Origin of the sequence: Methylophilus rhizosphaerae, assembly GCF_900100975.1 — a bacterium.
Lineage (GTDB): Bacteria > Pseudomonadota > Gammaproteobacteria > Burkholderiales > Methylophilaceae > Methylophilus > Methylophilus rhizosphaerae.
The window spans coordinates 224211-249888 of record NZ_FNFX01000003.1; the positions used below are offsets into that span (position 1 = coordinate 224211).

The following is a 25678-nucleotide window of genomic DNA, read 5'->3' on the forward strand; positions in this document are numbered from 1 at the left end:
AGGATCGGATGCCGGAAAAATCTGCCATCGCCCGCGCGAAGCGTGACGCGAAGGAGGGCAAGGCGCCCACCACACAGGCGGGAGAGTTTGTGCGCGAAGAAATCAGGCACGTGCGCGAAGGCAAACACGGGGTGCGTTCTGCCAAACAGGCCATCGCCATCGGCTTATCCAAAGCACGTAAAGCGGGGGTGGATTTACCGCCACCTCCCAATACCCCGCAAGAAACGGCTCATTCCAGACGCCACTCTGCCACGCCTTCAGCCAAACGCGCTGCCGCGACCACACATGTCTTGCGTCAGGAGTCCAAAACAAGTGTATCGAAAGCGGCTTTATCACAACAAGGCCACGAAAGCGCCGCCAAGCGTACTGCCGAACAGCGTAGTCAATCCGCAAAGAAAGCTGCACAAACACGCAAACGGAACAAACTTCAGCAGACATCTTAGGGCCACGCCTAGGGGCGGAGAACGGGAGTGTCCGAGCATTCCTACAAGAAATTCAGCCTGGCAAGGCTGGAGTGTTTTTTCATTAATCTGCATGATTAACTTCCACTTCTAGACCATTATTCAATAGCCAGATCACTCAACAGGCAGGCCGCGAGTGAATGGATTGATTGCAGGAGAATGTCATGCTTAGTACCTTGCTAATTGTGCTTTTTGTCCTGGCGTTAATCGGTGCATACCGTACACATGTGTACAGTACGGGAGGGGAATATCATCCTGGCAGGGTATTGGGCCTGGTGATTGCCGTACTGGTGATGATGGCGTTTATGGTTGGATTTATCGACCTGTAAATAGTAGCGACTGTCAGTGCTTATTGATTGCAAACACGCCATTTCTCCATTCTTTTATCGTGGCGCGCACGGCTTGTGACTGCCATCACTCCTCTGTTCCTTACTGCCTTTAAGTATTCCACGCAAATACCACTTCCCTGGCGGTTTGGCGACAAAGTTATCTTCTGTTGCGATAAATATGGTCAAATCATCTATGTATGAATAGGGCAACACTGATTCATATCTTCATCAATGGGTCTGCTGCAGAGAGGGTGGACGCTTGATTAAGTTGTATACAGGGAGCATGCTACTGTTGCAGCATGGGTGAGTGCTGTAGCGGGTGAGTCGTTTAAGGAAGAGTCAGGCAGTGCAATATAAAGCCAACCAAAAATTGAAAAGCCAGCTGATCGCCCTGGTGGCAGCACTGATCGCTTTTGTATTTTTGTATTCCCTGTTCGAATATCAACGCCAGAAGGATGAGAGTAACGCTTACCTGGACGCAACGGCGTATGGGAGCGTCCTGCGTGCAGAGGTGGATCGTGAACTGAACTCACTGTTATTTATCTCGAACGGTCTATCCAGTTTTATCAAGGTCTACCGGCATACGCTGGAGACCGACAAAATGCAGGCCATCCTGGCTGACCTCTGGATACAGGCACGCCATGTCAGAAACCTGGCGATTGCCGTCGGTTATAAACTGCGGTATGTGTATCCTGAAAAACCCAATGAAAAAATCCTCGGTGTCGATTACCGTGAGGTGCCCGCGCAATGGCCCAAGGTAAAGCTGGCGATTCAACATAGGCAAGGCGTGCTGGATGGCCCGCTAGACCTGATGCAGGGCGGCAGCGGCATGATTTACCGTTTTCCCATTTTTATTGATGGCGAGTATTGGGGCATGCTGTCAACGGTCATTGATACCGATGCTTTTTTAAAGGATACCTTTAAGACTGTTCAGCGCCAGGAGTTTGATTTTGCGATCAGAACGGCAGATAACCGGCATGTGTTTTATGGCAATCCGGCATTGTTCCAGCAGAAACATATTTATATCCAGGAAAGCATCGTGCCCAATGGCAAATGGGAGTGGGCCATCGAGAACAGGAAGATCCATGATTTGCGTGACCGCAGGTTTGGTGTCCTGTTAAGTTTGCTGCTCAGTATACTGGCCGGCTGGCTTGTTTATCTTTTCGCCAAGGAGCGTTATTACCTGTCTGAAGGTGCCTTGATGGATAGTCTGACCGGTTTGCCCAACCGCCGGTTGCTGGAAAGCCGCTTGAATTATGTGCATGCAGAGGCGGAGCGCTTCAATAAAATGTTTGGCCTGATGGCGCTGGATGTCGACCACTTTAAAAGCATCAATGATAACTATGGGCATGATGTCGGTGATGAAGTGATTAAACAGGTGGCAAATGCGCTAAAAGCCAGTATCCGCGATGTGGATACGGTCAGCCGGCTGGGTGGCGACGAATTTGTGATTGTGGTGAAGGACCAGCATTCCCGGGAAAGCCTGATCAAGATTGCCGGCAAAATTCTACAGGTATTTAAAAAGCCGATGCTGATCCATGGTCAGGAAGTGACCGTACATCTGAGTATAGGATTGACCTTGTTTGACCCCGCTGCAGGTGTGTCGTTAAAACAACTGTCCAAGCAGGCGGATATTGCGCTCTACCATGCCAAACAGAAAGGGCGTAATACTTATAGCTTCTGGCAATAGGATGCTTGGCAGAAAAGGCGGAAAAGTGCGGTATCGCTGCGTGACTGCCATAAGGTTGCTTCGCGCGGGCTTTTTCTGTTGCATAAAGGCGTGCAAGATATGTTAGGTTACAGAGGATGGAGGGAAACCATGAGTCGCTTGTTTGGGGAAGTACATCGCCAGGTGCAGGATGAGCAGGACACCAGGAAGCTGGCAGACAGAATTGAAGAGATCGCCTGTAAAACTGAAATTGATGCGGATGCCAAAGGGTTTATTGAGTCGCTGGATATGTTTTTCCTGTCGACGGTTGACCACAATGGCCGGCCTACTGTGTCTTACAAGGGCGGCTTGCCCGGGTTTGTCAAAGTCATGGATGCGCAAACGTTGATTTTTCCGTTTTACAACGGTAACGGCATGCAGTTGTCTGTCGGCAATATGATCGGCAATGCTGACATTGGGATGCTGTTTATTGCATTTGACAAACCGCACCGTATCCGGCTGCAAGGGGTGAGCAGTGTATCCAGGGATCCGGCGTGGCTATCGTTGTATCAAGAGGCCGAGTTCGTGGTCAAGGTGACGTTGTCAGAATTGTGGCAGAATTGCCCGCGCTACATTCATCGCTACACCCGTGAAAGCCATTCCCGTTACGTGCCGGGTGAGCAGTGCCAGACACCGCTGGCTGAGTGGAAGCGCTTTGAGTTCATGCAGGATGTCTTGTCTGAGTCCGACGCGAAAAAAGCACAGGCAGCAGGGTTTATCCAGGTGGAAGACTGGGTGGAAAAAATCAAGGCAGGCGCCCCCGATGTATAAGGACTCCCCATTCACAGTTGCCACCGCTTGTGGAGAGCCTGCCTTCCAGGCAAAGATAGTCTTTTTACGCGCACTTAGCCTTAGAAACGCAGGCGCAGGCCGGCACCTATATTGCTGACTTCATGATAATTCTGGGCACGGGGGTATTTGTCCCCGGAGAAATGGTTGGTGGTATAAGCCATATAGCCGTCAAAGCGCTTGTTGAATTTGTAATCGATAATCGATGTCCAGGTATCAATCTTTCCTTCTGAGGACGTGGAAATCGTCGGGCCATCAATGGCATCAAACTGGGTCTGGTAAAAACCAATGGAGGTACTTAGCCCTGCCAGTGTCGGCAAACGTTGTGAAAAATCAAAACTGGCCCCGATAAACGTGACATGGTTATCCTGTTTTTCGCCCGGTTTCAGGGCGGAAGTCGCCACGCCATTAAATACCGTTTGCCCCCACAGGTTATGGTAGTCGATGGATTTGTCTGAGGAAGGCTTGAGCTGGAACCATTCCCAGCCGCCGGAGATTCTCAGGTCCTGGCTGGGCGTCCATTTCAAGGTGAGTAGGGCGGCTTCAGTGTTGTAGAGCGTGGCTGCGATGGTATCGTTGGCTAATGGATTCCCGGCAGGGGCAGTGACGGCTTTGACCGTGTCGGTAAATTTATTGTAGGCCAACTGGACCCCGAACAATGCCTCTTCGTAGCCCAGCTGTGCAGTGAACCCGCTGCCGTGAGCGCTGCCTGCAGCATTGCCAAACTGGTACATGCCGGCATAATTCAATTTTCCGCGACCATTGGTTGCGTAGGTATTGTCGTATTTGATCGAGTTTTTCAGCCTGGCGTTTTCCGAAATGCCACCACCGCCACCCACGGCCCCGCTTTCTCCAAAGGGAGAGAATGTATCCGTTTTATTGTTAGGGTCATAAGTGGCGGTAATTTCAAAGAACGGGTTATATTGTGTGCCGTAAGATACGCGCCCCAATGTGTTGCCGTCCAACCCTATCCATGCCTGGCGGGTAAACAGTTCACCGTTCATGGATGAGTCGCCATTCACGCTGGAGTTGGCGCGGGTGCCGGAGTTATCGGCCAGCGTTTGTGCGGCATCATGCAGCTTCATGGTCAGCGGGTTAAAGCCGGCTTCAAACTGGTAGACAAACTTGAAGTCATTATCCCGCCATTTCAATTGCGCAACTTCGCCACGTAACCCCAGGCGGGAGTCTTGTAAACCGCCATTCACCCAGTTAGTCCTGGAGGTTACCCTGCTGGTGACTTTTGCCCCGGCATAAGGATAAAAGTTATTCGATAACGTATAGTTTCTCGGCAATGAGTGGTTGATGCTGGAGAGGGCAATATCAATCACGCCGTAAACCTGGGCATATGCCGGATGGTCGCCCATATTGAAATCGATGCGTAGCGGGTTGTCGTCCTGCATGAACCTGGCAAGAAAAGAAGGCGTTGTTTCTGGCGTATCCTTGTTGGAAGGCTGGTCCGGGTTCTTCGCATAAGCAGTGGCCACCTGCGTGATGGCTAATGATAGTAATGCAAGTTTGGTGAAGTGTTTTTTTGTCATATGGTCTCTCTGCTGAGAGTTGGCTGGAAATGGATGGTTAATCTTTAATGACTATGCCTTCTGGTTATAAGGGCTATCCTGCAGGTAGGCGCTGTCAAATCCTGGTAGAGAGCAGCGCGCTAGAACTGGTGGGACAGCTGGAGGCTTAACATATTGGCATCTCCCTGGTATTGGCCTGCAATCAGGCCTTTACCGGTGGCGCGCTGGTCATCATCAATATTCGCATCCTTGATAAACAGGTGCGAGTAACCGAAATCCAGTTTGGTGGCGGGCGTATATTGCCAACTGGCACCAAAAGATAACCAGATACGGTCATTGCCCGGAATACGGGCGGTGCGATGTTCGTTGTCAATCGCTTCATTGTCGTAAGCGACGCCGGTGCGTAGTTTCAGGGTGGGGGAATAACGATAATTCAGGCCGACCGAATAACGCAAGGTATTGTTCCAGTGCTCCAGGGTCGAACCCAGGATCGTGTCGGTACTGTTGTCGCGCATGATGGTCAGTTCTTTAAACTGGCTCCAGCGCGTCCAGGTAATATCGGCCAGTAAATCCCAGCGATCATCTAACTGGCTGAAACTGCTGAGAGAGAGTGTTTCCGGTAAGGTGAGGTCTGCTGTGATATCCGTATTTAAGGTAGAGCCAGGGATACTATTTAATCCAGTGAAAGGGGAGTGGGCACTCCCTTTCAGGTGTTGCTCTACTTTTGAGCGGTAAGCCAATCCTAACCTGGTAGCTGGGGTGATCTGGTAAATGGCCCCCAGATTGTAGCCGAAGCCCCAATCCTTACCTTTATTCTTAATCGAAGACTCTCCGCCTGCACCCAGGTTCACTGCGCTGGTGAGTTCAGCTTCTGCCCACATGGCAGAAACCCCGAAGCCCAGTGACCACTGCTCGTTCACTTTCCAGGCCAGCGAAGGGTTGATGTTAACGGTTTTAAGCTCAGATTTCACAGCCTGGAAACGGCCCAGCCAGCCTTTGTCATAGTCGGTTTTCAGGCCGAAAGGGGTGCCCATGCCGATACCAAACTTCAGTTGCTCTGTCAGGTCTTGTTTGTAATAGAGGTTGGGTAAAAATGCCCAACTGCCGAAGTCGCCCCCTTCGCCGCCTAAAGAGCGGCCAGCGGCTGCAGTGCTACCCTGGTTGTCAAAGTCACCCGATGTCTTGATCGCATGCATGGCCCCCACCAGTTGGCTGCCCTCAAGATAGGTCATGCCAGCCGGGTTGAAAAAGATGGTACTGGCATCTTCGGCCACAGCTGCCGCACCGGCATAGGCGTTGCCCATGCCACTACCGCTTTGTTCGGACAAGGCAAAGCCGGCAGCCTGGCTGCTTAACTGGTAGCCTGACAAAGCCAGGCCAATCACTAATGGTGATGAAAAACGTGACATAACTCCCCCTTAACTGCGTGATCGTTCTTTTTTAAATGCTTAATGGTAACAACTGATTATGATTCCGGCTGCATTATCTTGCGGAAGACCGCCGGAATACTTTCCGGGAAATCAGCCAGAAATGCCGTGGTCTGGCTCGCGGATAATGCCGCACTGAACAAATAGCCTTGTACATGATGGCAGAGTTTATATTGCAGGTATTCGAATTGAATCGCATTCTCCACCCCTTCGGCAACCACTTTCAGGTTGAGGCTGACGGCTAATGCGACCAGCGCATCCACGATAGCGATATCTACTTTGTCATGCGGAATGCCTGCCGTGAATTGCTTGTCAATTTTAAGCACATCGACTGGCAGTTGTTTCAGGTAGTTCATGGAAGAGTGGCCGATGCCGAAATCATCAATGGCAATGCCTATACCTAGTTGCTTGAGGGCATAAAGAATATGCTTGGCAGATTCAATATTGCGCATCACCATGGATTCGGTGATTTCCAGGTTGAGTGTGCGTGGTGCCACCTGGTAAAAGTCCAGTGCATGCCGGATAGTATCTGACAGGCTGTCGTCATCCAGTTGACGGGAGGAAATATTGACGTTCATGAACAGGTCCTGGTCAAACGTCTGCTGCCACATCGCCAGTTGCTTCAAGGCCTGGTGGATCACCCAGGCGCCAATGCTGATGATGAGCCCGGAACCTTCTGCCAGGTGGATAAACTGGTCGGGCGTGAGCACGCCCCTGGTCGGGTGACGCCACCTGAGCAGTGCTTCAAAACCAATGGTTTTCAGTAACTGGGTATGGATGATGGGCTGGTAATACAACTCCAACTCCTGGTTTTGCAGGGAGAAATGCAACTCTTCGCGCAGGGTGCGCAGTTCCGAAGTGCTGGTTTCATTTTCCTCGCTATAGAAACGGTACGTATTGCGCCCGGCATCTTTCGCCTGGTACAGCGCCATATCGGCATTTTTCATCACTTCGATTTTGGAGTCGAACCCCGGCCGCAGGGTGGCAATACCGATACTGATACCGATATGAATTTCATGGTCATCGACAATAAACGGCGAGGAGATGGTTTGGATAACCCGTTTGCAGACCTGCTCAATGGTACTGTGTCCTGACGCATCAATGATGATGGCGAATTCATCGCCGCCCAGCCTGAAAATGGCATCTTCCTGGGACAGGTTACCACGCAGGCGGTGGGCGACCTGTTGCAGCAGTTTGTCGCCGGTCGGGTGCCCGAAGGAATCATTCACGATTTTGAAACGGTCTAGGTCCAGCAGCAGCAGGTAAATATGGTTGCGCTCATCCGGCGGCTGTGTGGTGATTTTCTTGGTGATCGCTTCTTCAAATGCATGGCGATTGAGCAGCATGGTGTTTTTGTCATAGTGCGCCAGGAATTGCAGTTTTTCTTCAATTTCCTTGCGATGGTCCAGTTCGGTTTGTAACCGGATATCACGCTGGTTGATGCTTTCCAGCATATTGTTGATGTCTTTGCTCAGCAGGCCAATTTCATCATCACTGGTGACGGCGACGCGCTGGTCATAATGATGGTTCTGCGTGATATTGCTGACGAATCTTTGCAGGGCGTGGATAGGATCCACAATATAGCGGTTCAGGCGCCACATGATGAAATAGCCGCATAAGGCGGCCGCAATGGCGGCAATTGTGTTGGACCAGGCAAAGCTCACCAGCATGTCGACAACCTGCTCCTGCTTGATAATGACGCGCAGGGTGCCCACTGTTTTTTCATCCACGGAGATCGGCGTGCTGAGTTCCATGTCCCTGAAAAAAGGGTACAGCCACTGCCAGGCGGAAGTCATGGGGTCATGTTGCGGATGCAGGCTCTCCAGCGTGTGCTGTTGCTGGTCCAGCAGGATGATGGTGCGGATATTCTCGTTATCTGACAGGGGGGCCAGCGTATTGGCGGCAGAACCCAGCTCGCCAAGCATCACGGCGGGGCCAATGGATGTGCCTACTACATTCATTTGCAGCAGAATATTTTGTGTCAGGTGTGAACGCAGGTTGTGATAGTGGTTGCCAAGGGCGAATATGCTGAACACCAGCAGCATGCTTAAGGTCATGGCCAGTTCCGTCAGCAGTAATTTTTCAGCGATTTTCAGGTTGCGAAACAGTGTCAGCATATAAATTAACCGGTAATGATCTTGATTGCCAGTTACATTCGTCGTGTATCAAACACCATGCCGCCCATAACACAATGCGGGCATAGACAGAAAACCGGTTACCAACATGAATAACGGTGAATACTGTTTCTTCTTGAATGCGCTGTTGCAGTTGCAGCAGTGTTTGTGGGGCATATCGCAGATTGAGCGGTGAACGTCAGTGGCTGCTTTCAGTGACCGCAGGAGGCGCTGAAAATTCCGTATTCTTTGTGATGACAGGCTAAACAGGTTCAGGCAGGCTGCACGCCCGGCAGGGATATTACAAGACCAGGGCGTGTGGATAGCATGCCGCACCGATAATACCCGCCTCTTGCACACGATTGATTGCATGTGAAACTGAGCTCCCTTGTGATGTCACCATGGAGCGCCACCGGCCATACACGGGAAACAGGTGCAGACAACGAGCGCTGATAGGGGAATATCATACCGTTTGCCACAAAATCTACAATCCGGAAAGCTGATAAATTCTGTATATGTTTATGAAGTGGCGCGATGCTGCGCCGGCGTGTGTTGCAGCCGTTTCCGGCAGTCACTTCAATACTGGCTGTGTGCGGTTTGCAGGTGTGGGGAGGGTTTCAAGTCAAATGCGACACAAATACGTTCCGCGTTTGCATTGAACGGGATGGTCCTGTGAAACAGCGAGGAAGGGAACAGTACAATATCACCCACTTCAGGCTTGATGAAACGGGTGGGGAAGTTGTCCTGTAATTTTGGATACTGGTCTCCGTGCGTACCATATTCAAAAGCTCCTTCTTTCTGGTCTTCAGTGGTGGGCATCGCCAGGTAGACTGCCCCACTGATCCAGCCGATTTCATGGATATGCGCATCCAGGTGGCCGCCGTTCTGCATTTTCACATACCAGGAACTGGTGAATTCCAGTTCTTCCGGGAAGTGCGTGATCAATGCGCATGATGCCTGTTGGAAGTGTTGCCGGTACAACTTGAACTCGCGCTTGACCAGTTCACCTAAAGTACGGAAAGCTGCTTCCGGGCGCTTGAACAAATTGCCTGCCGATTGCTTGCCGTTGGTCAACCGAGCCTGTTTGCGCTCGGCGATGTCTGCCTGCGCAATGTTGTCCAGCAGCTCTGCCAGCAACGGGCTGCCTGGTGCCAGTTCGGGAATGCGCCGGTGATAGACGAATTCAAGTCCGTCCGGGCAGAACTGGTAGGGGTCTGCTTCGCCATGGTTCAGGCTGTAATGGGTAGATAAGGTCGCAATAAATGGTGCCGTATGCGGTCCTTGCTGCATGACTTCATTGCGTAGCTGTTTAAAATCCTCGAATTTTCCTGCCTGGTATAAACAGTATAAAACCCTGGATTGCCAGTCATCCAGCCGGGAGGCCTGGAAGTAAGGGATCGCTTCTTCAAAGCGCTTTGCCAGGTAAAGAAACTCTCCCATATTGTAATTGGCAACCGCATGTTGCGGATTGCGTTGCAAGGCTTGCTGGTAATACTGCACCGCTTTGGCCATATCACCCTGGTCGCGCCAGGTTTCCCCAAGGTTATTGTAGGCGTCGGTGTAATCGGGAAACAGCGCAATCGCCTGTTCGTAACTGCGGACGGCTTCTGGCAACTGGCCTTTATCACGCAAGACCGTGCCCAGGTTGAAATGGCCGCGTGCATCCTGCGGTTGTATGCGCAGACCCTGCTGGTAACTCGCAATGGCTTCATCCAGGCGGCCCTGCTTTTGTAACAAGGTGCCCAGGTTGCCATGCGCCTCAAAAAACTGCGGGTTCAGTGCGATCGCTTTGCGATAGGCTTGTTCCGCTTCTGGGAGCCGATTCAGGTGTGTGAGCACGATGGCATAGTTGAACCAAAGCTCCACCGCATTCGGTTGCAGCTTCAATGCTTGTGCATAGGCCTGTGCGGCTTGCGGATATTGCTGTCCCTGATCCAGCGCCAGTGCCAGCAGATGGTGCAACACAAATTCGCGTGGATATTGCGCCACAAGCTGCCCCGCCCGTTTTGCCACGCTGGCGAATTGTTGGTTGTTGAGCTGTTGTATCAGCGTATTGATTTCTTGTGGGAGAGGGGTAGCCATGATGCGGAGTTTCTTCGAAGGTTACAATTTTGTAACATATAGGGTAATTCTGCAATGCCTGCCTTGATTTGGCGCAAATGATTCTTCAAATGCAGCGTCATGCGCTGGCCAGGGGAAGCATGCCATTGATTTGCGCATGATTGGAAAGTTGTTTCAGCAGGCGCACCGCAATGCCGGGCTCTTCCTGAATCAGGTTTTCCAGGCATTCTGTGTCAATTTCAATCAGGGACGCCTGTGGCGAGACCACGGTTGCACTTGCATACAGCGGCTGTGTGGAAAACAGGGCAATGTCACCAAAGAAATCTCCTGTCTGTACAATGCGTACGGTTCTTTCCGACGCATCCGGCAGGCGCTGGGTCAGGTGCAAGGTGCCTTCTGTCACCATATAGTAGTGATGATTGGCCTCGCCTTGCTTGAAAACATAGCTGCCTTGCGGGTAGGTTTTTCCATATTTGTACATCAGCGCCTGCAAATAGTGCTGTTGGTTCGGCATGTCATCAAACAAGCCTTTAAGCAGGAGTACATCTTTTTGCCTGAGAGTGACCATCAGTTCAAAGCCGATCAGGAACACGGCAAAATTGATATATAGCCAGCTGATCGATACAAACATGGCTTTCATGCTGCCAAACACCGCGCCAAAGTTTTTATTCATGCTCAGGAACAGACCGAAGGCCGGACGCATCAGTAACCACACGGATGCAGTTAAGAATGCGGATAACAGTAAGTGGCGCCAGTGCACGGCCAAGGGGCAGAAGGTTTTGTAAAAGCCGGCAATCAGTACCGTGGTCAGGAGCAACGAGAGCAGTCCGCCAACGATATTGGTGAAAGAGGATGGCAGGTGGGTCGCGAGGAATACAATCACCGATTCCAGTACAAACCCGGCGGCGGTATAGAGGAAAAAAACCAGTAATACGCCAAGTACTGCCATGATGTCGCGAAATTTCTTGCTCCAGAACGAGGGCACATCGTAGCGGCTGGCAATCAGGTAAAAACTGGAGCGCATGTTTGCTGCCAGTGGCGTGATGGTCCATAACAGGATGATAAAGCCGAGTGCGCCCCAGGCTGCCTTGGTTTGCGTGTTGTTATATACCTCAATCATGATGCGCTGGCTGAACTCCGGTAACAAATTACTGGTGAGTATGGCCAACTCCACAATGGCGTAATCAGAGGAATACACCAGGTGGCTGATTAAAAAGAAGATAAGGATAATCAGCGGGATCAGTGCAAACAAGGCATAAAAGGATAACGCGGCAGAAAGCCCCATCAGCCTGTGCTTGCTGACGCCTCTCATCGTGGTGTTGATCACAAATAAAGGTGTTGAGTATGCATAGGCCATCAGCTGCTGCCTGAGTGCCTCCCAGGGGCGCTTTACTTGCCGCAGAATATTGATCGACATCAACGGATATTTCCGCCCGGCGCCGGTTATGCCAGCGTCTTGTATTGTTCTGTGGCCGCCAGCAACGCCTGGCATGTACCAGGCTCCATCGCCGAGTGACCGGCATCCGGCACCATGACAAATTGCGCCTGTGGCATGGCATGTGCCAATTCCCAGGCCGTTTGTGGCGGGCATACCATATCGTAACGGCCTTGCACGAGGGTGGCTGGAATATGGCGTAGTGTTGATGCAGCAAGTTGTAACAATTGATCGCCATCCACGAAGCATAAATGCCGGATGTAATGAATTTGCACGCGCGCACGTGCTAATTCTGTTGGTCCATCTATGGTTGAACTGTCTTCCTTGGGGTGTAAGCTCATAATACTGGATTCAAATGCATTCCAGCGAATGGCGGCCGGGATGCTGATAGCCGTATCTGACTGGAATACCAGGTTGGCGTAGTATTCGAGGATATGTTCCTGCTGATCTGCCGGAACATCCTGTAACAACTTTTGCCAGGCTTCCGGAAAAAAGATCGCGACCTGCCCCAGAAACCAGTTGATTTCATGTGGCCTGCTAAGAAATATGCCTCTTAATGTGAGGCTGATGACCGGTTCAGGATGTTGCGTGGCATAGGCCAGCCCCAGTGTGCTTCCCCAGGAGCCGCCAAATACATGCCAGCGCTGAATATTTAAATGTTTGCGAATGGCTTCGATATCCGCCACTAGTGCCTGGGTGGTATTGTCTTGCGTTTCACCCGCTGGCTGGCTGCGGCCACAGCCGCGCTGGTCAAACAGGATAATATGGTAATGCGCCGGATCGAAAAAACGTCGCTGCGCGGGATTACAGCCACTACCGGGGCCGCCATGCAGGAAAATCACTGGAACGCCTGCCGGATTCCCGCATTGTTCCACATACAGCGTATGCCCTGAACTGACAGCGAATAACTCGTGATGAAAGGGGGTGCATTCCGGATACAGACTCAAGGTGCTCATAGTATCTATTCTTTTTAACTATATGATTTAAAAAATATTTTTTCAGGGCAATATTAGACGAAAAAAATAACAAAAACAAAGTCGAAAAAATTGTAACCAATTTGTAACCAAACTGTTGCAATTGAAAACAAATTGTTCTATATTGCAATCCTCACGTGCGACAAGTGAGAAATTTTTAGTGTAGTTCAGGAAAATTTCCCTTGTCGGTGGTGTGTAAAGTGCGCGGATTAATTCAGGTTTCCCTGATGGACGCGTACTTAATATTAAACCCTTAGTACTAACTTTGGAGATCAATATGCAAGTTAATAAAATCAAACTGGCTTTGGGCCTGGTTGCTGCGCTGCCAATGGTTGCATTCGCCGCTGCTGACCAAGAAGCTGCGATGAAGGATGCAAACAACTGGACCCACCCACGTGGTAATTATTTAAACCAAGGTTACAGCACCCTGGCACAAGTGAATAAGGGTAACGTTAAAAACCTGAAAGCTGCCTGGACATTCGCAACCGGTGTAAACCGCGGTCACGAAGGTTCGCCAGTGGTTGTGGGCAACATGATGTACGTTCACACTGCTTTCCCAAACAACGTATACGCTCTGGATCTGAACGACAACCAGAAAATCGTATGGTCCTATTTCCCTAAACAAGACCCAAGCGTTCAAGCAGTTCTGTGCTGCGATAACGTTTCTCGCGGTCTGGGTTTCGGCGACGGTAAAATCTTCCTGCAACAGAACGATGGCGTTCTGATCGCTCTGGATGCAAAAACCGGTGCTAAAGTCTGGGATGTTAAAAACACTGACCCAAAAGTCGGTGCTACTAACACTAACGCTCCACACGTTTACAAAGACAAAGTATTGACCGGTTGTTCAGGTGCTGAATTCGGCGTACGTTGCTTTATCGCTGCATACAACATCAAAGACGGTTCTTTGGCATGGAAAGCCTACTCAACAGGTCCTGACGCTGAAGTACTGATTGGTGCTGACTTCAACAAAGACAATCCTCAATACAATGCACTGTCTGTTTACCAAGACGTAAACGGCGGTAACAAAGAGGGTGGTTCTTTCAAGAAAATCCCTAACGACCAGCTGAAAACTGGCGAAAAAGAATTGGGTACACGTACCTGGTTGAAACCACAGGCTGTTAAAGATGGCTGGCAACATGGTGGTGGTTCCGTATGGGGCTGGTGGCCATATGATGCCCGTACCAACCTGGTTTACTACGGTACAGGTAACCCATCTGTTTGGAACCCAGACGTACGTCCAGGCGACAACAAATGGTCCATGACTATTTTTGCACGTGATTTGGACACTGGCGTGGCTAAATGGGGCATGCAAATGACACCACACGATGAGTGGGACTACGACGGTATTAACGAAGTGATCCTGTTCGACAAAGGTGGCAAAACATACGCATGGCACCATGACCGCAACGGTTTCATCTACACATGGCAAGCTAACAACGGTACATTGGTTGCTGCTCAAAAAGTACACCCATTCGTTAACTGGGCTAACAGTGTAGACCTGAAAACAGGGGTACCTGACAAACTGGCATCTGCTTCTACTCACCAGGACTACAACGCTAAGGGTGTTTGCCCATCTGCATTGGGTACTAAAGACCAACAGCCAGCTGCCTACTCTCCAAAAACAGGCTTGATGTACACACCATTGAACCACGTATGTATGACATATGAGCCAGTTGAGTCCAAATACGTTGCTGGTCAACCATGGGTGGGTGCAACATTGACCATGTTCCCTGGTCCTGACGGCGTGATGGGTGGTTTCGGTGCTTACGACCCAATGACCAACAAAAAAGTCTGGTACAACAAAGAGAAATTCTCTGCTTGGGGCGGTGCTCTGACTACAGCGTCTGACCTGGTGTTCTACGGTACCCTGGATCGCTGGTTCAAGGCTGTTGATGCACAAAACGGTAAAGAACTGTGGAAATTCCAGGTTGGCTCCGGTGTGATCGGTAACGCATTCACCTACGGCCACAAAGGCAAGCAATACGTTGGCGTACTGTCCGGTATCGGCGGTTGGGCTGGTGTTGCGATGAACTTGGGTATGACTAACGACACAGACGCACTGGGTGCTGCTGGTGGTTACAAAGAACTGACCAAGTACAACGCTGCTCCTGGCGGTGGCGCACTGAATGTGTTCTCACTGTAATTTGAAATTGATTTCAAGTTACTTGTAGAAATACATTAACCTTAAACACCCTGCTTCGGCAGGGTGTTTTTTTTCATGAAATTCATGATTCTGGAAAAGCAAAAGAAATTAAACTGCGTTTTGGCTACAAATAGAAACGCATTCAAGATAAGATGATTGCGGTTGTCGTGAATTGGCAGAACTTTTGCAGTAATTAAATACTCCAAACGCGACAGGTAATGACCACAATAAAGGATGAAGTCAAGATGAAAATTACATGGAATATATTGGGTGCGATTGGATTTTTGTGGGTAACGCAAACAGCGGTATTTGCAGAAGAAATAGACATTCCATCTATTAACCCCGACGAAGGCCGGATCGGTGAAGTACGTCGTGTAGCAGATGATTCGGAGTTTAAAGTGTGTGCTGACCCGGATAATATGCCTTTCTCCAATCTGAAGCTGGAGGGGTTTGAAGATAAAATCGCCAAAATCCTGGCTGATGACCTCGGCAAAAAGTTGACATTCCAATATGCCTATAATCGCCAGGGTTTTTTGCGTAATACGATTAACGCCATGCGCTGTGATGTCATCATGGGCATGACCTCGGACTTTGATGCTTTGCGCACTTCTACACCTTACTATCGTTCAGGCCATGTGTTTGTCTGGCGCAAGGATAGCAACTACAACATCACGGACTGGAGTTCTCCAGACCTGAAAAAGGGCATCATCGGCATTGTGGATAAGAGTCCGGCCACGATTCCTCTCAATGATCATGATTTGATGACCAATGCCAGGCCTTATCGTTTGCAACGTGACCTGAATTTGCCTACCAGCTTTATCATTGATGACCTGGTCGCCGGTAAGATCGATGTCGCCATTATGTGGGGTCCGATTGCCGGTTATTATGCCAAACAATCCAAAGTGCCACTGGAAGTGCGGTTGATTCCCGAATATAACAAGGTCAACCTGAAGGGTAAGGAGTACTGGAATATCTCAGTGGCTGTCAGGAAGAAAGATAAAGACCGTATCAAAGTGATTAATGAAGCGCTGGAACGCAATAAAAGCAAGATTGATGCAATCCTGAAAGAGTACGGTATTCCTACTGTCCCGGTGGTTGAGGGGGATAGTGTGTATAAAAACTAACACTTCATAGAAAGATATGAAAAAATTTTATAAACAGTACATTACTCAATGACAGCGAAAAAAAAACTCAGTAAAATCTGGGACTTGTTTTGAAATGGCTCTGTGAAACATTCTGAAATTATTCAGAAGTATTCGTCAACCGTTTATGGAACGATTCGTTAAATGGGCATGCGTCGATTGTTCAGATTTCCAGTTGGCGCCGCTCATTTTGTTTAGAATTAGGAGAAAACATGTTAGGCAACACACTTAAATCAGCATTGATGATTTCACTGTTGGCATTTGCCACAGGCGCAGTGGCTGATGTTACTTTTTCAGCGACTCAGGACGGATCTGCTCTCAATATCGATAAGGCGATGTTTGATACACCAGCCGCTAAAGAGTTTTTGGCAACAGGCAAAAATCCTTATATCGGTAACGAAGATGCCATCAAAAAAGGCAAAAAGATTTTTAATCTGTACTCCTGCGTTGCCTGTCATGGTGGCCATGGTGAAGGTGCTGTAGGCCCAGGCTTGATCGGTGCTAACTTCCGCTATGCTAAAAATGCCACTAACAAAGGTATGTTCGAAACTATCTGGCATGGTACCAATGGTGGTATGGGCGCTAAAGGTTTTGGTTTGATGGCTCCAGATGATGGTTTGAAGCCAGACGAAGTGTTGCAAGTGATTTCTTTTGTGCGTAGCAACAGCACTGTGAAAATGACTGGTAACGAGTAATATCCAGTATAGATAAGACGGTCACCCAGGTGACCGTTTTTTGTATTTATGGCACAATGATTCAAGCGGTTTACTCATAATAAGAATAATAAAAACTGTTTCAATTCAGGGTGTTTTGAGGGATGGAAAGATAGGGGGAATTATGAAAGGTTTGTTGTTAGCATCAGGATTGGCGATATTATTGGGCGCGTGTGGGAATACTGATAAGTCAGCCACAGGTTCAGCATCGGCAGAGGATATCAAGGCCATTCAATTTGTGGCCACGCAAGATGGTCAGCCGATGGAAATTGACACTAAGATGTTTGATACGCCGGCTGCAAAAGAATTTTTAAGTACAGGCAAAAATCCTTATATCGGTAACGAAGAGGCGATTAAGGAAGGCAAGAAAAAATTCAACCTGTTTTCTTGTGTCGCTTGCCATGGTGGCCATGGTGAAGGTGCTGTCGGTCCCGGTTTGACCGGTGAGAATTTCCGTTATGCCAAGAATGCCACCAACAAAGGCATGTTTGAAACCATCTGGCATGGCACCAATGGCGGTATGGGCGCTAAAGGTTTTGGCCTGATGGCGCCGGATGACGGTTTGAAGCCGGATGATGTATTGAAAGTCATCGCTTTTATTCGCAGCCATGCCAAAATTACAGGCAACGAATAGCGGTATAATAATGTAATGTTGTGCGCGCTTGGCAGTACGGCAGGCGCGCTTTTTTATTTGAAGGATAGAGTGTGACAGACGAAAATGATTTGCATCATGTCATCATTGTAGGTGGCGGTGCTGGTGGCCTGGAATTGGCAACCAAACTGGGTGACTCTCTGGGTAAAAAGAAAAAGGCCCGTATTACCCTGATTGATGCAACAAGAACCCATGTGTGGAAACCATTGCTGCATGAAATTGCAGCAGGCAGTATGGACCCTGACCGTCACGAGCTGGAATATCTGGCACAGGCGCACTGGCATCATTTCAAATTCCGTCTGGGCCGCATGGATGGCCTGAACCGTAGTACGCGCGAGGTTTTGCTGGCACCGGTACACGATGAAGACGGTAATGAAATTATTGCGCGTCGCTCATTCAAATACGATACCTTGATTATTGCGGTGGGTAGCACCACGAATGATTTTGGCATTAAAGGTGCGCGTGAGTTTTCGATTGCCCTGGATACACAGGCGCAAGCACAGAAATTCCATCGTTATCTGCACAATGCCTTGTTGCGAGCACAAACCCAGCCTGAGCCATTAAAACCTGGCCAATTGGAGGTCGCCATTGTGGGCGCCGGTGCCACAGGCGTTGAGCTGGCAGCCGAGTTGCACAATACGACACGCGAATTAACGGCTTACGGCCTGGACAAGATTGACCCGGATCGTGATGTCAAGATTTCGCTGATTGAGGCCAGTGATCGCATCTTGCCTGCTTTACCGCCCAAGTTATCCTATGCGGTAGATGTAGAACTGCGTAAATTGCGCGTGGATGTATTTACCGGTGAGCGTGTGACCGAGGTTTCCCCTAAAGGAATTACTACGCATAGCGGCCGTACTATTCCAGCAGAGCTGGTGGTGTGGGCGGCGGGGATTAAAGCGCCGGATTTCCTGAAAGATATCGATGGACTGGAAACAAACAGGATTAATCAGCTGGTGGTGAATCAGAGCCTGCAAGCCACGCGTGATGAAAATATTTTTGCGTTTGGCGATTGTGCGGCTTGCCCCTGGCTGGGGCATGACACGACAGTGCCTCCGCGTGCGCAAGCTGCTCACCAGCAGGCATCACTGTTAATCAAGACAGTCAAGGCGCGTGTTGCCGGCAAACGTAACCTGCCTGAATTCCATTACCGCGATTACGGTTCTCTGGTAAATCTTGGCAAGTATTCCACCGTGGGAAGCCTGATGGGGGCAGTCGCCGGCGGTAGTATGTACATCCAGGGTTTGTTTGCCAGGGTCATGTACCGCAGTTTGTACAAAATGCATTTGATGGCCTTGCATGGCGTGCTTGCCGTGATTGTACATACGATTGGGCGTATCATTTCCCGCCGTACGGAACCGCACGTCAAGTTGCATTAAGCGCGTAGCGTATAAGAGAATAAAAAGGGTGCATAAAGCGCCCTTTTTATTTAGGTTTCTGCTGGCTTAACGCTGTAAATGTTTGCGATACACAAAGGTAATCAGTGCCATACTCAGGATAATGAAAACACCAAAGATTGTCACGATGGTATTGATGTTGAAGTGCGCTCCTATCATCCAGGTGTAAGCGCCAAGCAGAATCAATATGCCAATATTTTCGTTAAAATTCTGCACGGCGATCGAGTGACCAGCTCCCAGCAAATGATGCCCTCTGTGTTGCAGCAAGGAGTTCAGTGGGACCAGGAAATAACCTGACAATATCCCTATCACGAATAATAAAATGCCTGCCAGTACAGGGCTGTGGATCAGGATCATACTGATGACGAGAATGCCCATGTAAATGCCGGCAGGCAAGACTTTGACAGCATTTTCCAACTGAACGTAGCGTGAAGCAATCACTGATCCGACAGCCACGCCAACAGCCAGAATAGCGATCAGGTAGGTCGCCTGCTGGGGGGAAAAGCCGAGCCGGATATCCGCCCATTTCAATACGACAAACTGTAAGGTTGCCCCTGCCCCCCAGAACAATGTCGTGACAGCCAATGAGACTTGTCCTTGCGGATCTTTCCACAAAGTAATAAAGGCATGCCAGAAGTCCTTGAGCAAGAACCGCAGTGTTTTTTGCTCCACCTGGTGGTCAATGGGGACTTTGGGAATGTAATAGTTGAAGGCGGCTGCCAGTAGGTACAGTGCAGTAATAAACGCAATACCGAGGTAGGGGTTACTGGCCGCCATCGTCGCTCCTAATACGGGGCCGAGAATAATGGCGGTCACTGTGGTTCCCTCCATCCAGGCATTGGCTTTGATCAACAAATGGGACGGCAGCATTTCGGTCAGAATGCCATATTTGGCTGGCGAGTAGGCGGCAGCACCTACGCCGACAACTGCATAGGCATACAGTGGGGGTACACCTGCCAGTACCAGCAGGCAGCCAACAAATTTCAGGCCGTTACTCATGAACATGACGCGCCCCTTGGGTAGCGCGTCAGCAAAAGGCCCTACAAAAGGGGCCAGGACAATGTAGGAAATAACAAAGAACTCACGCAGTAATGGCTCATGCCAGCTGGGCGCATTGAGTTTGGAGAGCAATACAATGGCGGCAAACAGTAATGCATTATCGGCAATCGCCGATAAAAACTGGGCAATTAAAAGGGTATAAAAACCTTTGACCATGACAACAGCGTAGACGGATGTCTACAGAATCTCAGCCGCAAAATCTGCCAGGCGCGAACGTTCACCACGTACCAGCGTAATATGGCCGTTATGTGGCCAGCTCTTAAAGCGGTCAACGACATACGTCAACCCCGAGCTACCCTCAGTCAGGTAAGGTGTGTCAATTTGTGCAATATTCCCCAAACAGACTACCTTGGTGCCGGGGCCGGCACGGGTAATCAGGGTTTTCATTTGCTTCGGCGTCAGGTTCTGCGCCTCATCAATGATGAGGAACTTGTTCAGGAAAGTGCGGCCACGCATAAAGTTCAATGACTTGATTTTAATGCGGGTACGAATCAGGTCCTGTGTCGCAGCGCGACCCCATTCGCCAACGTCTTCATCCGTTTTGTTGAGCACATCGAGGTTGTCTTCCAGGGCACCCATCCATGGCGCCATTTTTTCCTCTTCAGTGCCTGGTAAAAAGCCGATATCTTCGCCGACCGGGACAGTGACACGGGTCATGATGATTTCCGAGTAGCGTTTTTTGTCCAGGGTTTGTGTGAGGGCGGCTGCCAGCGTCAGTAATGTTTTACCCGTGCCCGCCTGGCCTAACAGGGTGACAAAATCAATGTCGGGATCCATCAACAGGTTGAGGGCAAAGTTCTGCTCGCGGTTACGTGCCGTAATGCCCCATATACTGTGTTTGGGGTTCATATGATCCTGGACGACTTCAAGCACCGCCGAGTTGTCTTCCAGCTTGCGTACAATGGCATGAAACGGTTTGTTGTATTCATAGAATACAAATTCATTGATCAGCAGTGATTTCACCACCGGGCCGGTGATTTTATAGAACATGCGGCCAGATTCCTGCCAGGAGTGCATGTCCTTGCTGTGGGATTCCCAGAAATCCTCTGGCAATTCGCGCACACCGGTGTACAGCATATCGCTGTCTTCCAGCACCTTGTCATTGAAGTAATCTTCAGATGGTACGCCCATGGCGCGCGCCTTGATACGGATATTGATATCCTTGCTAACCAGGATAACGTTGCGTTTCGGCGCTGCTTTTTTCAGGGACAGTGCGACACTGATAATCTGGTTATCTGCCTTGCTGCCAGCCAGCCCTGGTAAATCTGTGGGGACATGTTCCGTCTGGAAAAACAACTTGCCAGTCAGGTGGCGATTGCCCTGGATGCCGAGCGGACAGCCTTCTTCCAGTTTGTCGGTTTCTATACCGGCGATGATTTCTTCCAGGAAACGGCTTGCCTGGCGGGCGTTGCGGGCAACTTCGGTCAGCCCCTTTTTATTATTGTCCAGCTCCTCCAGGGTGACCATGGGCAGGTAAACGTCATGTTCTTCAAACCTGAATAGCGACGAGGGGTCGTGCATCAGTACATTGGTATCCAGAACGAACAGTTTGGTTTGTGGAGCACGTGCCATAGAAAGTCACTTTACGAGTGGAAAGACTGTATGCTGGCCAGCACCTCTGCGGCGTGACCGTCGGCTTTAACACCACGCCATTCGCGGATGAGTGTGCCTTGCGGGTTGATCAGGAAAGTGCTGCGCTCAATGCCACGCACCTGTTTGCCATACATGTTTTTCATTTTGATGACATTGAATGTCTGGCAGGCCAGCTCATCACTGTCAGAGATCAATTCAAACGGGAAACTGTATTTGGCCTTGAAGTTTTCGTGCGATTTGAGGCTATCGCGTGAAATACCGAAAATCACGGCATTGGCCGCAGTAAACTGGTCATGCAGGTCGCGAAATTGCGTACCTTGTGTGGTACAGCCGGGCGTTGCATCTTTTGGGTAAAAATACAGCACAAGAAATTTTCCCAAATAGTCGCTGGTTTGGAACTGAAGGCCGGAAGTTGCTGGCAAGGTTAACGCGGGAACAGGCGAATTCAACATAGTATTCATGGCAATCACTTAGTTACATTGTTGATAAAAAAACAAAATTAAGCAAGCAGAAAAAGAAAAATTTAGATGCAAAAATCAGGTGAAAAGACTTACTGTGGAAAGGTAATCGTGATAAGCGTTCCCCGGCCGGCTTCGCTCTCAAACTGCATGGTACCGCCAAGTTCTTCACAGACCTTGAAGGCGAACGGGATGCCCAGGCCAGTGCCGAACCGTTTGGTGGTCGGTCCCGGTGTAATGGCATGAGGGTCAGGTTTAAACGGCATGCCTGAGCCCTGGTCACTGATGGCCAGTGTTAATGTATTGTCTGACAATGCACATTGCACCTGAATCTCCGCGCCTCTGGGGGAGGCTTCGGCAGCATTCAGCAGCAGGTTGTACAGCATTTGCTCCAGCAAGTGCTCGTCCGTCAGGATCAGGCGTTTAATGTGCGCGCTGTTTTCAATGACCTTGAGGTGCTTTTCGTTGAGTTTGGGCTGCAGTGTCATGATGGCGCCTTGCACGATGGATGACAGCAGCAACTGGTTCAGCATGGGTTTGATCGGATGCAAGTAGGACAACAGGCTGCCAGTCCAGCGCTCCAGCCGGTCCACCGTGTGGATAATGCCCTGTACGGATTCTTGTGTATCTTTATCCTGCGCGTCAATCACCTGGGCGGTGGCGCGAATACTGGCCAGGGGGTTGCGGATATTATGCGCCAGCATGGGGCCCAGCAGGCCCAATGCTGCCTGTTTCTCGCTTTTGACCAGGGCATCCCGACTGGCAGCGAGATCTTCGGCCATTTTATTAATTTCTCTCGACAGAATCGCCAGTTCCTCCGCACCGGCTTCTGGAACCTGGTGGTCAAGATTGCCTGTACTGATCGCATTGGTGGCAATCATGATGTCATTAATGGGGCTGAGGATGGCGTTTTTTAAAATCCGGCGTGAGTAGATGATCAAGATGCAGGCCAGCAGAATAGGCAGGGAGAGGACAGCGATAGAGTTGTTTTTTGCATCATTCAGGCGGTTTTTGATGTCGCCCTGCTTAATCATGAGCAAGTGCTCTGCCCGTTTGGAAACCTCTTCATACTGCGTGAAGATCCCGATCTCAATATCGTGGTAAATGGATTTCCTGGCTTGCTGGTCCGGATTGTTTTTATACCGATAAAATAACTTCGGCGCTTCGTTCACCAGCTTTTGGTATTTGCGTTCAATATCATTGAGCGCTTCTCTTTCCTCGGCATCAATCGTAATTCTGCTCAATTGCCGTAAATGCGACAAAATGGAAGCCGTATATTCATCATATTCATCCAATGCCGTATCTTCCTGCAACAGGAAGGCATCAAACAATTCTTTCATTTGGCGATATAAATCCCCCCTGACCAGGTAGATTTCCTGGATCACGATATTGATGCGCTGGGATTGCTGGGAGGCCTTGTCCCACAGGTAAATCCCGTAAGCACCGCTCGCGACAGCCAGGATAATCAGGATAATAAAGTACAGGTCATGAAAGAGCAGCAAATGCCTGAGCGGTTTGCCATGGGGTTTGCGTGAAAAGAAAGCGTTGAGCATGTGTCTGGGCAACGCGGGCTAGCTTGCCAGCTTAAAGCTGACTGTGACCACAATGTTGTTGATTTTTCCGCGCAGTATTTCGTGAAAGTAAGGCTTCAGTTGTGATTTCTGCGCGGCCGTTGTGGCTGCATCATCAAGGGCCCGGTTGCCACTCGATTCCATAATTTCTATGCCGGTAATATTACCCTGGTCATCAAGGTTGATGCTTAATTTGACTTCTCCTTCTATGCCTCTGTCCTGTGCAATACGTGGGTAGCGCTGGTGCTTTTTCAGCTCTCTATGCGCCGCACTTCTAAACGCATTACGGGCAGCATCAATGTCACCTTCGCTCGGCCCGGTTACTTTGGGAGGCTCCGGCGGCGGGGCAGGAGGGGGCGGTACCACCAATTCAGATTTGCTTGCATTGGGAGCCGGTGAGGCGGTGATGACCGGTTGTGACGTGACTTCAGGCGCAGGAGGGGTTGGCTCCCGTGGCGTTTCGGGCATGGGGGCCACTTTTTGTGGTGTTGGCTTGGGTTCTGCTGGTTTGGTCACGACAGGTTTGGGTGCCACCGGCCTGGGTGGTGGTTCTACGGCCTGTGGCTTGTCCGGGGCCGGCTCGGGTTTTGCTGCCGGTGCCTCTTGTTTGACCAGTTCGATGTGGATTTCCTGTTTTTTGGCCGGACGGTTTTCGTATGTGGGCTTGGGAATGAAAAGCAAGAGCAATGCATGAATCAGCAATGAAGCAAGCAGCCACCACTCTAATGCATGTTTGAACTGTTTTGATCCCTGTAACTCGGCTTGCACGCCTACATCCTTATTATAAAACCCCCATCACGACCCGACACTATAAGCTATTTTCTGGTATTCACGCCACTCTGGCGGGCCTGGGTATTTAACATGTGCCGTAAAAAGGCTGAACGGTGACCATGGCGCCTGCTTCCAGGGCACCGGTTTGTTCATCCAGCACGATAAAGCAGTTTGCCTGGCTCATGCTGCTGAGGATACCTGAACCCTGCTGCCCCAGGGTGCTCACTTTCCAGATACTGCCTTCTTTGAATAAGATGCCGCGCTGGAATTCCGTACGGCCAGGCGCTTTTTTAATGGCATTGCTACACTCAACCTGGAAGGACGGCTGTTCTCGTTGGGTTTCACCCATCAGGGAGTTGAGCGCACGCTGCACGAACTGGTAAAAGGTGACCATGGTAGACACCGGGTTGCCTGGCAGGCCAAAATAATGTGCATTACCAATCTTGCCGTATGCCAGTGGCCGGCCAGGTTTCATGTTAATTTTCCAGAACAATACTTGGCCATGGTTTGCCAGTAACGCTTTCATATAATCTGCTTCGCCTACGGAAACACCGCCGGTGGTGATGACAACATCATGCGTACTGGCTGCTTGCAGGAGTGCGTTTTCTAGTTGTTGCGGATCATCCGCCACATTGCCTAAGTCGGTGACTGTGATGCCTGGCGATTGCAGCATCCCCCATAAACTGTAGCGGTTGCTGTCATAAATCTGCCCTTGTTGCAGTGGTTGCCCAATGCTGACAAGTTCGTCCCCGGTGCTGAAGAATGCCACTTTCAGTGTTCGATATGCCTGGATGACTGGAATACCGAGGGAGGCGACCAGGCCCATATCTGCCGCTTGTATGCGATGACCGGCGGGGAGTACGGTGTGGTTCATGGCAATATCCTCCCCTGCCAGGCGGATATTGGCGCCTGATGCCGGAAGTTTGTGAATACTCACTGTTTGGCCAGTGGTAGATGTATGCTCCTGCATGACCACCGTATCTGCATCCGCCGGCATGACGGCTCCTGTCATGATTTTGATACAGCAATTGGCCGGGAGGGCGGCATTAAAAGGCTGGCCGGCAAAGGCGGTGCCAATGATGGTGAGCGGCTGGTCGCCCTCGGCATGCCTGAAGGCAAAACCATCCATGGCAGAATTGTTGTGACCGGGAACATTGATGCCGGAAATGATGGGCGCTGCCAGCACACGCCCTAATGCGTCCTTGATACCAATGGACTCTGTTTCCCGGACAGGATCTAAAAACTGTTCGATATAATGGCGCGCCTGTGTCACTGACATAGCATTCGGGTCATAATCATCGACACAGGAAGGATTGCTTATCAAGTCTGAAAGATGGTGTTGCATAGCTCGTCACAATGAAAGA

21 protein-coding genes are annotated in these 25678 nt (G+C 50.1%); 9 read left to right on the plus strand and 12 right to left on the minus strand.

The features are described 5' to 3' along the window. Window positions 1–8 precede the first annotated feature (8 nt). The 4 genes from BLP53_RS07935 to BLP53_RS07950 all read left to right on the plus strand — a co-directional run bounded on the left by BLP53_RS07935 (window position 9) and on the right by BLP53_RS07950 (window position 3269). A complete protein-coding gene (locus BLP53_RS07935; protein ID WP_091471625.1) occupies window positions 9–443 on the plus strand; it encodes a DUF6496 domain-containing protein in 435 nt (144 codons plus the stop codon). Between the two features lie 182 nt (window positions 444–625). Further along, window positions 626–790: a DUF3309 family protein gene (locus BLP53_RS07940; protein ID WP_091471626.1), complete on the plus strand. Its 165-nt coding sequence runs from the start codon at window positions 626–628 to the stop codon at window positions 788–790. Between the two features lie 346 nt (window positions 791–1136). Further along, complete coding sequence (locus BLP53_RS07945) at window positions 1137–2480, plus strand: diguanylate cyclase domain-containing protein (RefSeq protein WP_091471627.1); 1344 nt, start codon at window positions 1137–1139, stop codon at window positions 2478–2480. A gap of 129 nt (window positions 2481–2609) precedes the next feature. Further along, entirely contained in the window at window positions 2610–3269 is a 660-nt protein-coding gene (locus tag BLP53_RS07950) for a pyridoxamine 5'-phosphate oxidase family protein (protein ID WP_091471628.1), read from the plus strand. An 80-nt stretch (window positions 3270–3349) separates the two neighbouring features. Here BLP53_RS07950 and BLP53_RS07955 read toward each other — a convergent pair whose 3' ends face one another. From BLP53_RS07955 to pip, 6 genes are all read right to left on the minus strand, one after another. Continuing rightward, window positions 3350–4825, minus strand: coding sequence for a porin (locus BLP53_RS07955; RefSeq protein WP_091471629.1), 1476 nt, complete (start codon window positions 4823–4825; stop codon window positions 3350–3352). Window positions 4826–4944: 119 nt separating this feature from the next. Continuing rightward, entirely contained in the window at window positions 4945–6213 is a 1269-nt protein-coding gene (locus tag BLP53_RS07960; protein WP_091471630.1) for an OmpP1/FadL family transporter, read from the minus strand. A gap of 56 nt (window positions 6214–6269) precedes the next feature. Continuing rightward, complete coding sequence (locus BLP53_RS07965; protein ID WP_091471631.1) at window positions 6270–8348, minus strand: bifunctional diguanylate cyclase/phosphodiesterase; 2079 nt, start codon at window positions 8346–8348, stop codon at window positions 6270–6272. A 573-nt stretch (window positions 8349–8921) separates the two neighbouring features. Next, a complete protein-coding gene (locus BLP53_RS07970) occupies window positions 8922–10427 on the minus strand; it encodes a tetratricopeptide repeat protein (protein WP_091471632.1) in 1506 nt (501 codons plus the stop codon). A 97-nt stretch (window positions 10428–10524) separates the two neighbouring features. Next, on the minus strand, window positions 10525–11823 hold the full coding sequence (locus BLP53_RS07975) for a YhjD/YihY/BrkB family envelope integrity protein (protein WP_091471633.1): 1299 nt from the start codon (window positions 11821–11823) through the stop codon (window positions 10525–10527). Between the two features lie 26 nt (window positions 11824–11849). Continuing rightward, the gene (pip, locus tag BLP53_RS07980; RefSeq protein ID WP_091471634.1) at window positions 11850–12797 is read right to left on the minus strand and encodes a prolyl aminopeptidase; all 948 of its coding nucleotides are present in this window, start codon (window positions 12795–12797) and stop codon (window positions 11850–11852) included. Between the two features lie 295 nt (window positions 12798–13092). Between pip and BLP53_RS07985 the strand changes: the two genes are divergently transcribed. The 5 genes from BLP53_RS07985 (at window position 13093) to BLP53_RS08005 (ending at window position 18844) form a co-directional block, all read left to right on the plus strand. Next, on the plus strand, window positions 13093–14958 hold the full coding sequence (locus BLP53_RS07985) for a PQQ-dependent dehydrogenase, methanol/ethanol family (protein ID WP_091471635.1): 1866 nt from the start codon (window positions 13093–13095) through the stop codon (window positions 14956–14958). A 245-nt stretch (window positions 14959–15203) separates the two neighbouring features. Then, window positions 15204–16082: a quinoprotein dehydrogenase-associated putative ABC transporter substrate-binding protein gene (locus BLP53_RS07990; protein WP_091471636.1), complete on the plus strand. Its 879-nt coding sequence runs from the start codon at window positions 15204–15206 to the stop codon at window positions 16080–16082. A gap of 230 nt (window positions 16083–16312) precedes the next feature. Further along, window positions 16313–16795: a c-type cytochrome gene (locus tag BLP53_RS07995; protein WP_091471637.1), complete on the plus strand. Its 483-nt coding sequence runs from the start codon at window positions 16313–16315 to the stop codon at window positions 16793–16795. A 142-nt stretch (window positions 16796–16937) separates the two neighbouring features. After that, a complete protein-coding gene (locus BLP53_RS08000; RefSeq protein ID WP_176755253.1) occupies window positions 16938–17447 on the plus strand; it encodes a c-type cytochrome in 510 nt (169 codons plus the stop codon). A 71-nt stretch (window positions 17448–17518) separates the two neighbouring features. Then, complete coding sequence (locus tag BLP53_RS08005; RefSeq protein WP_091471638.1) at window positions 17519–18844, plus strand: NAD(P)/FAD-dependent oxidoreductase; 1326 nt, start codon at window positions 17519–17521, stop codon at window positions 18842–18844. Window positions 18845–18910: 66 nt separating this feature from the next. Here the strand turns inward: BLP53_RS08005 and lplT are convergent, their stop codons facing one another. The 6 genes from lplT to moeA all read right to left on the minus strand — a co-directional run bounded on the left by lplT (window position 18911) and on the right by moeA (window position 25659). Next, a complete protein-coding gene (gene lplT, locus BLP53_RS08010) occupies window positions 18911–20077 on the minus strand; it encodes a lysophospholipid transporter LplT (RefSeq protein WP_091471639.1) in 1167 nt (388 codons plus the stop codon). 21 nt (window positions 20078–20098) lie between these two features. Further along, window positions 20099–21493, minus strand: coding sequence for a PhoH family protein (locus tag BLP53_RS08015; RefSeq protein WP_091471640.1), 1395 nt, complete (start codon window positions 21491–21493; stop codon window positions 20099–20101). Window positions 21494–21504: 11 nt separating this feature from the next. Next, window positions 21505–21966: a peroxiredoxin gene (locus BLP53_RS08020; protein WP_091471641.1), complete on the minus strand. Its 462-nt coding sequence runs from the start codon at window positions 21964–21966 to the stop codon at window positions 21505–21507. 98 nt (window positions 21967–22064) lie between these two features. After that, window positions 22065–23525: a sensor histidine kinase gene (locus tag BLP53_RS08025; protein ID WP_091471642.1), complete on the minus strand. Its 1461-nt coding sequence runs from the start codon at window positions 23523–23525 to the stop codon at window positions 22065–22067. 18 nt (window positions 23526–23543) lie between these two features. Continuing rightward, a complete protein-coding gene (locus tag BLP53_RS13875) occupies window positions 23544–24311 on the minus strand; it encodes a TonB family protein (protein WP_091471643.1) in 768 nt (255 codons plus the stop codon). A gap of 88 nt (window positions 24312–24399) precedes the next feature. Then, window positions 24400–25659: a molybdopterin molybdotransferase MoeA gene (gene moeA / locus BLP53_RS08035; RefSeq protein ID WP_091471644.1), complete on the minus strand. Its 1260-nt coding sequence runs from the start codon at window positions 25657–25659 to the stop codon at window positions 24400–24402. Window positions 25660–25678 lie beyond the last annotated feature (19 nt).

Coding starts and splice junctions, on each gene's coding strand:
- BLP53_RS07935 (WP_091471625.1), top strand. CDS start 9: ATGCCGGAAAAATCTGCCATCGCCCGCGCGAAGCGTGACGCGAAGGAG.
- BLP53_RS07940 (WP_091471626.1), top strand. CDS start 626: ATGCTTAGTACCTTGCTAATTGTGCTTTTTGTCCTGGCGTTAATCGGT.
- BLP53_RS07950 (WP_091471628.1), top strand. CDS start 2,610: ATGAGTCGCTTGTTTGGGGAAGTACATCGCCAGGTGCAGGATGAGCAG.
- BLP53_RS07955 (WP_091471629.1), bottom strand. CDS start 4,825: ATGACAAAAAAACACTTCACCAAACTTGCATTACTATCATTAGCCATC.
- BLP53_RS07960 (WP_091471630.1), bottom strand. CDS start 6,213: ATGTCACGTTTTTCATCACCATTAGTGATTGGCCTGGCTTTGTCAGGC.
- BLP53_RS07965 (WP_091471631.1), bottom strand. CDS start 8,348: ATGCTGACACTGTTTCGCAACCTGAAAATCGCTGAAAAATTACTGCTG.
- BLP53_RS07970 (WP_091471632.1), bottom strand. CDS start 10,427: ATGGCTACCCCTCTCCCACAAGAAATCAATACGCTGATACAACAGCTC.
- BLP53_RS07975 (WP_091471633.1), bottom strand. CDS start 11,823: ATGTCGATCAATATTCTGCGGCAAGTAAAGCGCCCCTGGGAGGCACTC.
- pip (WP_091471634.1), bottom strand. CDS start 12,797: ATGAGCACCTTGAGTCTGTATCCGGAATGCACCCCCTTTCATCACGAG.
- BLP53_RS07985 (WP_091471635.1), top strand. CDS start 13,093: ATGCAAGTTAATAAAATCAAACTGGCTTTGGGCCTGGTTGCTGCGCTG.
- BLP53_RS07990 (WP_091471636.1), top strand. CDS start 15,204: ATGAAAATTACATGGAATATATTGGGTGCGATTGGATTTTTGTGGGTA.
- BLP53_RS07995 (WP_091471637.1), top strand. CDS start 16,313: ATGTTAGGCAACACACTTAAATCAGCATTGATGATTTCACTGTTGGCA.
- BLP53_RS08000 (WP_176755253.1), top strand. CDS start 16,938: ATGAAAGGTTTGTTGTTAGCATCAGGATTGGCGATATTATTGGGCGCG.
- lplT (WP_091471639.1), bottom strand. CDS start 20,077: ATGGTCAAAGGTTTTTATACCCTTTTAATTGCCCAGTTTTTATCGGCG.
- BLP53_RS08015 (WP_091471640.1), bottom strand. CDS start 21,493: ATGGCACGTGCTCCACAAACCAAACTGTTCGTTCTGGATACCAATGTA.
- BLP53_RS08020 (WP_091471641.1), bottom strand. CDS start 21,966: ATGTTGAATTCGCCTGTTCCCGCGTTAACCTTGCCAGCAACTTCCGGC.
- BLP53_RS08025 (WP_091471642.1), bottom strand. CDS start 23,525: ATGCTCAACGCTTTCTTTTCACGCAAACCCCATGGCAAACCGCTCAGG.
- moeA (WP_091471644.1), bottom strand. CDS start 25,659: ATGCAACACCATCTTTCAGACTTGATAAGCAATCCTTCCTGTGTCGAT.